This is a genomic window from Streptomyces sp. NPDC020780, from assembly GCF_044334475.1.
GTDB lineage: Bacteria > Actinomycetota > Actinomycetes > Streptomycetales > Streptomycetaceae > Streptomyces.
The window spans coordinates 34,547-46,937 of the sequence record NZ_JBIRTB010000010.1 but is presented as its reverse complement, the minus strand read 5'-3'; the positions used below and the strand labels follow the sequence as shown (position 1 = coordinate 46,937).

Genomic DNA, 12,391 nt, shown 5'->3' with positions numbered 1-12,391 from the left:
GATGAGCAGCGCGTACCACCTGGACCGGGCACGCCGCCTCCTCGTCGACCACCCCGTCGTCGACGGCCACAACGACCTCCCCTGGGCGCTGCGCGAACAGGTCGGCTACGACCTGGACGCCCGCGACATCGCCACCGACCAGACCGGCGTCCTGCACACCGACATCCCGCGGCTGCGGGCGGGCGGCGTCGGCGCGCAGTTCTGGTCCGTCTACGTCTCCACCCACCTCGCCGGCGACGACGCGGTCAGCGCCACGCTGGAACAGATCGACGTGGTCGCCGAACTGCTGGAGCGCCACCCGGCGGACCTGCGGCGCGCGCTGACCGCCGACGACATGGAGAAGGCCCGCGCCGAAGGCCGCATCGCCTCCCTGATGGGCGCCGAGGGCGGCCACTCCATCAACAACTCCCTGGGCACCCTGCGGGCGCTGCACACCCTCGGCGTGCGGTACATGACGCTGACGCACAACGACAACACCGACTGGGCGGACTCGGCGACCGACTCCCCGCGCACCGGCGGACTCTCGGAGTTCGGCCGCGAGGTCGTACGGGAGATGAACCGCGTCGGCATGCTGGTCGACCTCTCCCACGTGGCGGCCACCACCATGCGGGACGCGCTCGCCGTCTCGGTCGCGCCCGTGATCTTCTCGCACTCCTCCGCCCGCGCCGTCTGCGACCACCCGCGCAACGTCCCCGACGACGTGCTGCGGATGCTCGCGGCCAACGGCGGGGTGGCCATGGCCACCTTCGTACCGAAGTTCGTCCTCCCGGCGGCCGTCGAGTGGACGCTGGCCGCCGACCGCAACATGCGGGAGCACGGCCTGCACCACCTGGACACGACGCCGGCCGCCATGCGGGTCCACGCGGACTTCGAGGCGGTCCACCCCCGCCCGCCGGCCACCGTCGCGACGATCGCCGACCACCTCGACCACATGCGCGAGATCGCCGGTGTCGACCACATCGGGATCGGCGGCGACTACGACGGCACGGCGTTCCTCCCGCAAGGCATGGAGGACGTCTCCGGCTACCCGTACCTGATCGCGGAGCTGCTCGCCCGCGGCTGGTCGGACCAGGACATCGCCAAGCTGACGTGGCAGAACGCGGTGCGGGTCCTGCGTGACGCGGAAGCGGTGGCCCGGGACCTGAGTGTCCGGCTGGGCCCGTCCCACGCCACGATCGAGCAACTGGACGGCCCGCTGCGCTGACCACCCGCCGGCAGGTCGCCGGGCGGAGTCGTACCGCCCCGCGTCCTGCGGGGTGGTACGGCCCTCAGGCCTTCGGCCGGCCCATCGCCCGGTACGTCCACCCGGCCTCGCGCCACACCAGCGGGTCGAGCGCGTTGCGCCCGTCCAGGACGGTGCGCCGCGCGGCCACCTCGCCCAGCGCCGCGACGTCCAGCTCGCGGAACTCGCGCCACTCCGTCAGGTGCAGGACCACGTCCGCCCCGCGCACCGCGTCCAGCGCCGTGTCCGCGTAGCCGAGCGTGGGGAACAGCCGCCGGGCGTTGTCCATCCCCTTGGGGTCGAAGACGGTGACCTGCCCGCCCTGCAGGTGGATCTGCCCGGCCACGTTCAGGGCCGGCGAGTCGCGTACGTCGTCCGAGTCCGGCTTGAAGGTCGCGCCCAGCACCGCGACGCGGGTGCCCAGGAACGACCCGCCGCCCACGGCCTCCCGGGCGAGCTCCACCATGTGGCCGCGACGCCGCATGTTGATGGAGTCGACCTCCCGCAGGAAGGTCAGCGCCTGGTCGGCGCCCAGCTCACCGGCGCGCGCCATGAAGGCCCGGATGTCCTTGGGCAGGCAGCCCCCGCCGAAACCGACCCCGGCCCGCAGGAACTTCTTCCCGATCCGCTCGTCGTGACCGAGGGCCTCAGCGAGCTTCACCACATCGCCGTCGGCCGCCTCGCAGACCTCCGCCATCGCGTTGATGAACGAGATCTTGGTCGCCAGGAACGAGTTCGCCGAGGTCTTGACCAGCTCCGCCGTCGGGAAGTCCGTCACCACGAACGGCGAGCCCTCACCGACCGGACCGGCGTACACCTCGCGCAGCAGCTTCTCGGCCCGCTCGCTCTCCACCCCGACGACGATCCGGTCCGGGTGCAGCGTGTCGTTCACCGCGAAGCCCTCGCGCAGGAACTCCGGGTTCCAGGCCAGCTCCGCGTCCGTGCCCACCGGGGCGAGTTCGGTCAGCCGGGCCGCCAGGCGGGCCGCGGAGCCCACCGGCACGGTGGACTTGCCCACCACCAGCGCCGGCCGGGTGAGCTGGGGGGCCAGGGACTCGAAGGCGCTGTCCACATAGCTCATGTCGCAGGCGTACTCGCCGTGCTTCTGGGGAGTGTTCACGCAGACGAAGTGCACATCGCCGAAGGCGCCGATCTCCTCCCAGGAGGTGGTGAACCGCAGCCGCCCGGACGACCCCTCGATGCCGGCCACGTGCTTCCGCAGGAGCTCCTCGAGCCCCGGTTCGTACATCGGGACCTTGCCCGCCGAGAGCATCTCGATCTTCTCCGGCACGACGTCGAGGCCGAGGACCTCGAAGCCGAGCTCCGCCATGGCCGCGGCATGGGTGGCGCCGAGATAGCCGGTGCCGATCACGGTGATCCTGAGGGCCATGGGTGCTCCTGAACGATGCGGACAGACGTGCGGAGCCGAGCATATCCGGGCCGTCCGGGGACCGGTTTTCCGGCGGCCCCGGGGCTGTCGGCAAGCTCACGTGTCCCGCCCGTATGCCGGAGTGAGGACCTGGAACTAAAATTGGGTTACTTAACGGTAGTTAGCATCCCTGGGGAGTGAACGTCTTGGCGGGTTCGACCGACTTCGATCTGTACCGTCCGGCCGAGGAGCACGACATGCTCCGCGAGACGATCCGTTCGCTGGCCGAGGCGAAGATCGCCCCGCACGCCGCCGCGGTGGACGAGGAGGGCCGCTTCCCGCAGGAGGCCCTGGACGCCCTGGTCGCCTCGGACCTGCACGCGGTCCACGTCCCGGAGGAGTACGGCGGCGCGGGCGCCGACGCCCTGGCCACGGTCATCGTGATCGAGGAGGTGGCCCGCGCCTGCGCGTCCTCCTCCCTCATCCCGGCCGTGAACAAGCTGGGCTCGCTCCCGGTCATCCTGTCCGGCTCCGAGGAGCTGAAGAAGAAGTACCTGGGCCCGCTCGCCAAGGGCGACGCGATGTTCTCGTACGCCCTGTCCGAGCCGGACGCCGGATCCGACGCGGCGGGCATGAAGACCAAGGCGGTGCGCGACGGCGACTTCTGGGTCCTCAACGGCGTGAAGCGCTGGATCACCAACGCGGGCGTCTCCGAGTACTACACGGTGATGGCCGTGACCGACCCGGAGAAGCGCTCGAAGGGCATCTCGGCGTTCGTCGTCGAGAAGTCCGACCCGGGTGTCACCTTCGGTGCCCCGGAGAAGAAGCTCGGCATCAAGGGCTCCCCGACGCGCGAGGTCTACCTCGACAACGTCCGTATCCCCGCCGACCGCATGATCGGCGAGGAGGGCACCGGCTTCGCCACGGCGATGAAGACCCTGGACCACACCCGCATCACCATCGCCGCGCAGGCCATCGGCATCGCCCAGGGTGCCCTCGACTACGCCAAGGGCTACGTCCAGGAGCGCAAGCAGTTCGGCAAGCCGATCGCCGACTTCCAGGGTATCCAGTTCATGCTCGCCGACATGGCGATGAAGCTGGAGGCGGCCCGCCAGCTCACCTACGCGGCGGCGGCCAAGTCCGAGCGCCTCGACGGAGACCTCACCTTCTTCGGAGCCGCGGCCAAGTGCTTCGCCTCCGACGTCGCCATGGAGGTCACCACCGACGCCGTCCAGCTCCTCGGCGGCTACGGCTACACCCGCGACTACCCGGTGGAGCGCATGATGCGCGACGCCAAGATCACCCAGATCTACGAGGGCACCAACCAGGTCCAGCGGATCGTCATGGCCCGCAACCTGCCGTAACGGCGACCCCTCACCACACACCCGCGGCCCCCGGCACCCCGCCGGGGGCCGCGCGTGTGTGCCCGGGGGTGGGGCCGAAGGGGAGGTCGCGCGCCGGATCGGCGAGGAGGACCCGGACCGAACGGCGTCTACCAGCCCGCGGTACCCGGGGGCGCCTGAACCGGCCGTAGGCCGACGTTGCCCGCCGTGCGCGTACGGGAGCGGTGAACACTCCCGCACACGTCACACCGCGCGCCCTGCTCCCGGAGCGGGATCCGCCTCGGCGAACGTCTCCTCGGCCGAGTCGGCGGTGGTGGCTCGGCGGAGCCATCGGCGCAGGAGTTCGGGGTCCTGGCAGTGGCTGATCCGGTCCCGGTGTTCGTCGGTGAGGGCGATGCCGCGGGCTTCGAGGAGCAGCAGCAGGCCTTCGGTACGGCCTTCGGTACGGCCTTCGGTGCGGATTTCTTCCGAAAGGGGTGAGGTGTAGAAGGAGAGGTCCACGGCCACCAGTTTCCTCCACTGTTGTGCGGCGGGGCGATTGCCCAGGCCTTGTGCGGTGAGTTCGACGATGGGTGCGGCGATCGATTCCGGGACGTCACGCAGCGCTCCGGACAGCGATTTCAGTATGGCACCGACGTCCGGGTCGCCCGCGTGTGTGATGGCGGACAGCGTGGCGAGGGCCAGGTCCTTGCGCGCTTCGGCCACGTCGGTGACGGCCGGGATGTTGTGCGGGCCCGCCACGAGCGGGTGAAGGGTGAGTACCGGCCACTGAGGTGCGCCGAGCGGCACCGGGCGGGCTGCCCATGCGGCGGTGGCGCGGTCCTGGCAGACCACCAGCAACGTCGTCGGCAGCCGGTACTTCTCGAGCAGGTAGGAGACGTAGTACGCCCAGCTCGTCGGTTTGTCGGGGTCCTTCTTGCCCTGGGCCTCGACAGCGAGGAGGAAGGCCCCGTCGCGCTCCGTTTCGATACGCAGGAGCGTGTCCACCCGGCGCTCGACAGGCCGCGCCTCGGTGAGGTCGGTGGTCATCACTTCCGCGGAAGTGACAGGCGGGAAGGCGACTCCGAGCACTTCGGAGACCCGGGAGAAGAGCCTCGGGTACTCCTGGAAGACGCGGTGCATCGCCTCGTGGGGTGCGCTGACCATGGAGGTCCGTTCGGGTTGCGGGCGGTGTGCCGGGTCAGGCCGCTCTCCGGGGGAAGCACGGTCGCAGCGACGCGGTACGGGTCATGGGCGCTGGCATGGGAAGGCGGTGATCCGGCGCCGAGGTCGTCCGGGCGAGCATATGCCGGGCAACCCCTTCCATATGCGGCCGAGTTGCTCTGACTCACCCGTGCGAGTGACGTGTGTGGTTCCTACGCCGGCGGGTCACCGTACGAGGCGGAGACCCGCCCGGCCGGTCCTGCGGGGTGAGGAGACGTGCGAGACGCGCGCCCCGGCGGGTGGGGGACAGCAGCTGGGCGAACTCCCGGACGGGAGCGGAATGTTCGGTTCGGGTGATTCCTGGTTCCCACGTCACTCAGCGTGGCCTCGCCTGCGTACCGTGAACAGCGATCGCTCCGCTACGTACGGTGATTGTCCAGCGCTTGTCCAGCGTTGTCCCGGCTGTCCGGGGTGACGTGCCGGGGACGACCGGAGTTGAGCGGGAACGGCATGTACGGCGGAAGTGGGGCACGGATGAGCGTGGACGAAGCCGGTACGGGACGCGTGTGCGGCGAAGCGGACGAGCCCGGCTGGGACGTCGATCCCGACGACGAGTCGGGGGCGGCCGTGGTCGCTGCGGTGGGGCGCCAGATCAAGGCGTGGCGGGAGGCGGCCGGGCTACGGGCAGGCGAGTTCGGGGCGGCGATCGGTTACGGCGAGGACCTGGTCTACAAGGTCGAGGGCGGCAGGCGCATCCCCCGGCCGGAGTTCCTGGACAGGGCGGACCGGGTCCTGGACGCCGGCGGAAAGCTCGCCGCGATGAAACGGGACGTGGTGGAGGTCCGGTACCCGAAGAAGGTGCGGGACCTCGCGAAGTTGGAGGCCACTGCCGTCGAGTTGGAGGCCTACCACCACCACAACATCAACGGTCTGCTGCAGACCGAGGAACACATGAGGGCGCTGTTCGCGTCGTGGCTCCCGGCCTACACATCGGACGATCTGGAGCGGGTGGTGGCCGCCCGCATGGCCCGACGAGCCATTTTCGACCGGGATCCTCTCCCCTCGCTGAGCTTCGTCCAGGAAGAGGTAACCCTTCGCCGTCCGGTTGGAGGCACAATGGTGATGCGCCGACAACTTGAACACCTGCTCGAGATGGGCCGGTTGAGGAATGTGGTGATCCAGATCATGCCGACGCATCGCGAGGAGCACCCGGGGACCGGTGGCCTGATCGAGGTCCTGAGGTTCCCCAACGGCACTGCGGTGGGACGTTCCGAGGGCGCGTTCAGCGGCCGTCCCGTCTCGGACGCCAGGCAGCTCAGGATCCTCGGGCTGCGTTACGGGATGATCCGGGCCCAGGCGATGGCGCCACGTGAATCATTGGCCTTCATTGAGCAAGTGCTGGGAGAGACATGATCCTCAAGCCCTGTGCCGGCACCTCCGTGGAGCTGGAGTGGTTCAGGAGCAGCTACAGCAGCAGCGGCGACGGCAACGACTGCGTCGAAGTCGCCGCCGCTCCGGACGCGGTGCACGTCCGTGACTCCAAGCGCGCGTCCGGCCCTCGGCTCGGCTTCACGTCCCGCGCCTGGGCAGTGTTCGTCGGCTACGCGGGTGGAAGCTGACCCAGCGGCCGGTGCACGGCGTCGGCCCCGTACACCCTCTGTGCGGCACACCGTCGGTCTGTGTGGGCGGCCTGCGTCGCGCGGTACGACGTCGAGGAGCGTGACGCGGTCCAGGCCGATGAGCCGGAGCCGTGACTGACCCGCACCGGTCACGGCGGCCGATTGCCGGATACGGGCAGGATCCGTCGGAAGCCCAGGGGTTCCTCGCCGGACATGCGGCCCGATGCGGCCGGCCGAGCCGCTTCGTACCGTCAGCTCGTATCTCGGCCCCCGCCTTGCTCGGAGTCGTATCCCTCCCACGCCCGAGTGGCCGTTTCCTGTCAAGGTGCGGCGCGGTACTCCCGCCGGAGCCCGCGTGCTCGTAGCGTCGGGCGGGGGTATTCGCCTGCTCCGGGTGGCAACGGCACGTCCTCGTACGCGTCCCCGGTGCGGCCCCCGTTGATCGGAACAGGTCGTCGACATCGACGAGCCCTGGCCACACCTGTGGGCGGTCGGTCGCTCACGCGGACAACGAGGTGAATCGGTGAAGAAGTACGCCTTGCGCCTGATGGGCGCATTCGCAGGGTTTGTCATGTGCATTGCAGCCGCCTCGACGGCGACCGCGCACTCCAGCTCCACCCCGTCGCCGAACGGTGTATCGCCGTGGCACTACTCGGAATCGTGGACCCTCAGCGGCTCATGGTACGGAGAGGGTCTGCACGTCGACTACTACAACGGCGAGCACTACAGCGACTACTACGGCCTGGACTTCTCCCTCAAGGGTTCGCCGTGCGGCAAGCGGCTCTACCCCATCTGGGACGGCATGACCGTCGACACCGTCGACCGCACGATCGGCCGTCTCACCATGACCAAGTACGTCAACGGGGTGAAGTGGCGCCTCAAGTACATGCACATGGACTCGATCAACGTGAACGTCGGACAGTCGGTCGGCTCGGCCACACTGCTCGGGTACACCGGCAACAAGGGACAGTCCTCCGGCTGCCACCTGCACCTGTCCACCCAGCACTGGTCGGGAAGCGCGTGGGTCTCCCATCCGCCGACCTTCTGCGGCCGTACCTACCCGCACGACCACACGACGGCCTGGAAGGGCTGCTGACGACAGCAGGGTGGGCCGGAGTGCACGGGCGCACAACGCCGCCCGTGCACTCCGGCCCGGGTGACGGGGCACCTCGGTCGAGCGGGCCCGCGGTTCAGGGGCCTGTGCGCCTCCCGCTCCGCTTCCGGCACCACCCCGCTACGGTCCCCACACCCAAGCCGCTGATCAGGCAAAACAGCAAGGTCCGGCTGGAGTTCCACGGGGCATCAGGGCCGTGCAGGCCTGGCCACGTGGCCAGCTTGATCCCTACCGAACCAGGAACGGTTCACGGTGTGCTCCTGAGGGGGACTGCGGGCTCAGCGCGGGTCCCGTCTTGCGAGTGCACCACCAGACGATCGCGGTGATGACGATGACGGCGAGGGCCGGAAGGAGCAGGGTGGGGGAACCGACTCCGGAAGACCGGTCGGAGAGTTGCCCGCCCAGGTCGACGCGCAGCAGCGACGCGCCGAGCAGGGCGCCCGTATTGAGAATGGCGTGGAGGGCGATCGCGATCTCCAGGCCCCCGGTGCGCCAGGTGATGACCGCCAGGCAGGTCCACAGTACGAAGTACCAGATGTTGATGTAGAGGTCGGTGGAACCGTGCACAGCCGTGAACAGCACACTCGACACGAGTACGCCGGCGACGAGTCCCGCTCGTGAGCTGCGGGTCCAGCTGCCGATGACGCGGAAGATCAACCCGCGGACACCGTATTCCTCTCCCGTTGTCTGCAGGGGTGTGAGGAGGAGCGTGGCGACGAACATGCCGACGAGGTCGGAGTGCGTCCAGGCCGCCTCGGTACTCGGGGCCAGCAGACCGATCAGGTTCACGGCGGCCCAGACGGGGCCGAACACGAGAAGAGCCTTGCCGAACAGGTCGAACCGGAACCGGGAGGTCACCGAGTGCAGTGCGGCGCCGGGCACGCCGTAGAGCCAGCGCTGGATGAGCATGCTCCACGGGATGAGCAGGGCGAGTGAAATCATCGAGCCGGCGTGGAAGAGCGGGGTGTAGTCGTCGCCGCCGATGATGGGCGGGGTGTCGCCCATCCGCTGGTCGATGGGGGCGAGCGCCCTGCCGATGGCGGTGGGGAATATGACGAGTCCGGCCAGCAGCAGCACGATCGCCAGAATGCCGCGTCCGATGCGGCGCTTCTCGCCGGCGAGGACGCGGTGGTAGGGCACTCCGCCGGGCACGCCGCGCACGTTGCGCGGCGGGGCGGGCGTGAGGAGCCAGCTGGGTGTGGTCATCGAGTTCAAGTGCCTTTCTCCTGGACGGATCAGCGGCTGGCGGCGTCGAGCAGGGGGAGTACCGCAGCCGGTGGGCGCGCTCCCTGCCTGGCGGCACGGCTCCGGCGCCAGGGGTGATGTTCGGTCACAGCGGTAGGTGGACGGGCGCTTCGAACGTCCCGCCCCTCTCCGCCACCTGTGGGATTCCTGAGAGGGGTTCGGCGGGCTGGGGCAGGTTCAGGCCCACGCCGATCAGAGGCAGCAGTACCGGTGCGATGCTGAGCCCCCTGCTCGGCGTCGGGTGGTCGGCGCCGGAGCGGACTCGCCATCCGTCGGCCGAGGCCGGACGGGAGTGGGCTGATGCGGTAGTCCGGCCGTGGGGCAGGAGTGGCCGCCTCATCCCGAGGTTGCTCGTCACGTTGTCGTCGCCACCTCGATGACGCCGCCTTCGACCGGGAAGGCCGCAGGCAGTTTCGCCTCGGCTAGACGTCTTGCGTCCTGGAACAAACGTGCGCAGATCTTGCCGTCGTCCAGCCGCACCCCGTGCCGCACGTCGACGGCATACATCCGGCTGTGGCCGTCGGCAGTGGCCGGATGCAGCCGGAACAGCGAGGGCAGGGGTGGCTGCCGCCGGCGGAACGGGCGCAGTTCCCTGTTCGTCTCCTGGCATCGAACGCTTCGACGCCATCTGTCGCTCAATGGCATGCACCTGTCCCCTTGAGCCCTTCGGTCACGTTGTCACTAGTACGCCGTGTCAGTAAGACGCTAGCACGGTGTACTAGTGATTGCGTAGGGCCCGAGGAGCAGGAGAAGAGCGGGGCAGGGGAACGCGCGAGAGGATCTTGCGCGCCGCGGCTGAGATGCCTGCCGCAGGCATGGCGGCGAAGCTGAGCGTTCGAGCGGTCGCGGTGCGTGGGGGAGTGAGCGCGGGCGTCCGGCCTGCGCGGCGCGGCTGCTTCTGCAGGTGCTGCGTGCCGTACCGGCCCGTTGACCAGGTGAAACAGCAAGGTCCGGCTGGAGTTGCCAGGCCCTGTTTCGAAAGTGGCGTCGTCTGCCCGACGGGCAGGTCCGGGGGCATCCGGTGCGTGCGATCGCAAGGCGGAGGGCCGTCCCGATATGGGATGTATCGGAATGATCCCGATGACGCGCCGAGTGCGCGTGCCGGGCGTCGCCGGGCGGGCGGGACTTTCGCAATACGGTCTGGGGGAGGGCCCCCGGCGGCAGCCACCCGGTGCAGGGGTCTCCCGCCCGGATCAGGTACACCGGCCCGTGAAGACGTCTCGGAGGATGTCAGGGCGGCGGGGCGGCTGAAGCCCTAGCCCATGCCACGGGGCCCGGACGGTGAACCGTCCGGGCCCCGTGGCATGGGCTACGTCAGCTGCCCTTGACCGTGACCTTCTCGTCGTTCTTCAGCTGCTCCACGAGCTGCTTGACCTTGGCCTTGTCCCAGATCAGGTTGCCGTTCACGCTCTGACCGGAGAGTGGGATGTTCATCGACGTGCCCTCGCCGCCCGTGACGCCCTTCATCGCGAAGAACATGTTGCCGAGCGACCAGAGGGACATGTCCTTGTCGACGATCAGCGTGTCCAGGCCCGCGCCCATCGTGGGGTAGAGCGTGAACGGGTTGAGGATCGTGGACGGGGTCGCCGTCTGGGAGGCCAGTGCCGCGAGGAACTTCTGCTGGTTCTTCGTGCGGTCCAGGTCGCTGCCCGCGAAGGCGTACCGGGTACGGACGAAGGCCAGCGACTGCTCACCGTCCAGGGTCTGCTTCCCGGCCTGGAAGTCGGCGCCGGACTTCTTGTCCTTGAACGCCTTGGGGATGTCCAGCTCCACCCCGCCGATCGCGTCCACGATCTTGGCGAAGCCGCCGAAGCCGATCTCGACGTAGTGGTCGATGCGCAGGCCGGTGTTGAACTCGACCGTGCGGACCAGCAGCTCCGGGCCGTCCTCCGCGTACGCGGCGTTCAGCTTCGTCGTGCGGCCGGTCCCCGCGAACTTCTTGCCGGACTCGGAGCCGACGAACGAGGGGATCTCGACGTTCGAGTCACGCGGCAGGGAGACCAGCGTCGGGCCGTTGGAGCCGTCGTGCAGGATCATCATCGAGTCGGTCCGCTTGCCCTCGGCGGAGCCGGTGTGCAGCTTCTTCTTGTCGTCGGCCGTCATGCCCTCGCGGCTGTCGGAGCCGACGATCAGGTAGTTCGTGCCGTCGCCCTCGGCGGGGCGCTCGATGACCTTGGAGAGGTCGACCTCGCGCTTGAGCTTGCCGTCGGCCCAGAAGTACGTGCCGATGGAGACGGCGAGCAGCACCACCACGAGGGACAGCGTGCCGACCTTGATCCGCCGGCCCCAGTCGGCGGGCGGGCGGGGCTGGACGTAGCCGCTGTCGCCGCCGCGGGGCCCGCCGCCGTAACCGCCACCGCCGCCGTGGCCCTGCCCGCCGCCGCCTCCGTAGACCTGACCCGTGTTGTAACCACTGTCGTAGCCGGGGGCCTGGTCGTACCCCTGCCCCTGCTGCGGGGGGATGCGGGGCGGGGACTGCGGCGGAGCGGAGCGGCGCCGGACATGGGGCATCGCGCGGGCACTCTCGGGGTGGGAGCTCGCACTGCCCTGTCCGTAGCGCTCGCCGGGTACGCCGTTCCGCCCATCGGGCCAATCGCTCATGGGCAACAGTGTGCCGTCTCGGCCCACGGCTCTTACAGGGTGTACCGGATTTCGGACCGGGGCTGTTGCGAACCTGATGCAATGCAACCACGGGCAAGCCCCCGCATAAGGTGGAGGGCATGACAGATCAGGCCCAGCGCCCGGAGAGTGGGGTTCCGGACAAGCCGACCTCGGCCTCCCGGACCACCCTCAGCCACATCATGACCAGCCACGACACCAACCTCCTGGGCACCGTCCACGGAGGCGTGATCATGAAGCTGGTCGACGACGCGGCGGGTGCCGTCGCCGGCCGGCACTCGGGCGGCCCCGCGGTGACGGCCTCGATGGACGAGATGGTCTTCCTGGAGCCGGTCCGCGTCGGTGACCTTGTTCACGTCCGCGCCCAGGTGAACTGGACCGGCCGATCCTCGATGGAGGTCGGCGTCCGGGTCATGGCGGAACGGTGGAACGAGTCGACCCCCGCCCAGCAGGTCGGCAGCGCGTACCTGGTGTTCGCCGCGGTCGACGAGGAGGGCAAGCCCCGCCCCGTCCCGCAGGTGGTGCCGGAGACGGAACGCGACAAGCGGCGCTACCAGGAGGCGCAGATCCGGCGCACGCACCGCCTGGCCCGCCGCCGCGCGATCAAGGAACTCCGCGAGAAGCGCGCCGCCGAGGGCATCGACGAGCAGTGAACCGCGTCGCTGTGAGACTGGTGACGGGCAATGCGGGGCATTTCGCCGCACTCGCCGTCCCCGG

General features: G+C 69.5%; 11 protein-coding genes and 1 pseudogene. 6 read left to right on the top strand and 6 right to left on the bottom strand.

Annotated features, from left to right (window positions below):
• Position 1: 1 nt before the first annotated feature.
• A complete protein-coding gene (locus ACH4VO_RS20435) occupies positions 2-1,204 on the top strand; it encodes a dipeptidase (RefSeq protein ID WP_360987344.1) in 1,203 nt (400 codons plus the stop codon).
• Positions 1,205-1,268: 64 nt separating this feature from the next.
• Here the strand turns inward: ACH4VO_RS20435 and ACH4VO_RS20430 are convergent, their stop codons facing one another.
• Complete coding sequence (locus tag ACH4VO_RS20430) at positions 1,269-2,612, bottom strand: UDP-glucose/GDP-mannose dehydrogenase family protein (protein WP_360987346.1); 1,344 nt, start codon at positions 2,610-2,612, stop codon at positions 1,269-1,271.
• Positions 2,613-2,797: 185 nt separating this feature from the next.
• On the opposite strand from ACH4VO_RS20430, the gene ACH4VO_RS20425 reads away from it, so the two are divergent.
• A complete protein-coding gene (locus ACH4VO_RS20425; protein WP_360987348.1) occupies positions 2,798-3,955 on the top strand; it encodes an acyl-CoA dehydrogenase in 1,158 nt (385 codons plus the stop codon).
• 222 nt (positions 3,956-4,177) lie between these two features.
• Here the strand turns inward: ACH4VO_RS20425 and ACH4VO_RS20420 are convergent, their stop codons facing one another.
• Both ACH4VO_RS20420 and ACH4VO_RS20415 read right to left on the bottom strand, forming a co-directional pair.
• A complete protein-coding gene (locus ACH4VO_RS20420) occupies positions 4,178-5,080 on the bottom strand; it encodes a hypothetical protein (RefSeq protein ID WP_360987350.1) in 903 nt (300 codons plus the stop codon).
• 262 nt (positions 5,081-5,342) lie between these two features.
• Positions 5,343-5,435: pseudogene (locus ACH4VO_RS20415) on the bottom strand (ATP-binding protein); the annotation flags it as partial.
• Positions 5,436-5,611: 176 nt separating this feature from the next.
• On the opposite strand from ACH4VO_RS20415, the gene ACH4VO_RS20410 reads away from it, so the two are divergent.
• From ACH4VO_RS20410 to ACH4VO_RS20400, 3 genes are all read left to right on the top strand, one after another.
• Positions 5,612-6,490: a helix-turn-helix transcriptional regulator gene (locus ACH4VO_RS20410; protein WP_360987352.1), complete on the top strand. Its 879-nt coding sequence runs from the start codon at positions 5,612-5,614 to the stop codon at positions 6,488-6,490.
• Positions 6,487-6,696 (top strand): DUF397 domain-containing protein, encoded by a 210-nt coding sequence (locus ACH4VO_RS20405; RefSeq protein ID WP_360987354.1) that lies wholly within the window; start codon positions 6,487-6,489, stop codon positions 6,694-6,696. The genes ACH4VO_RS20410 and ACH4VO_RS20405 overlap by 4 nt, the downstream gene beginning before the upstream one ends.
• Before the next feature lie 571 nt (positions 6,697-7,267).
• Entirely contained in the window at positions 7,268-7,792 is a 525-nt protein-coding gene (locus ACH4VO_RS20400; RefSeq protein ID WP_360987356.1) for a peptidoglycan DD-metalloendopeptidase family protein, read from the top strand.
• A gap of 246 nt (positions 7,793-8,038) precedes the next feature.
• Here the strand turns inward: ACH4VO_RS20400 and ACH4VO_RS20395 are convergent, their stop codons facing one another.
• From ACH4VO_RS20395 to ACH4VO_RS20385, 3 genes are all read right to left on the bottom strand, one after another.
• The gene (locus ACH4VO_RS20395) at positions 8,039-9,016 is read right to left on the bottom strand and encodes a type II CAAX endopeptidase family protein (protein WP_360987409.1); all 978 of its coding nucleotides are present in this window, start codon (positions 9,014-9,016) and stop codon (positions 8,039-8,041) included.
• Between the two features lie 393 nt (positions 9,017-9,409).
• Positions 9,410-9,700 carry a hypothetical protein gene (locus ACH4VO_RS20390; RefSeq protein WP_360987358.1) on the bottom strand — a complete coding sequence of 97 codons (291 nt, stop codon included), beginning with the start codon at positions 9,698-9,700 and terminating at the stop codon, positions 9,410-9,412.
• 669 nt (positions 9,701-10,369) lie between these two features.
• A complete protein-coding gene (locus ACH4VO_RS20385; protein WP_360987360.1) occupies positions 10,370-11,656 on the bottom strand; it encodes an LCP family protein in 1,287 nt (428 codons plus the stop codon).
• A 119-nt stretch (positions 11,657-11,775) separates the two neighbouring features.
• Here ACH4VO_RS20385 and ACH4VO_RS20380 point away from each other — a divergent pair, with 119 nt between their 5' ends.
• Positions 11,776-12,327 (top strand): acyl-CoA thioesterase, encoded by a 552-nt coding sequence (locus ACH4VO_RS20380; protein ID WP_360987362.1) that lies wholly within the window; start codon positions 11,776-11,778, stop codon positions 12,325-12,327.
• Positions 12,328-12,391 lie beyond the last annotated feature (64 nt).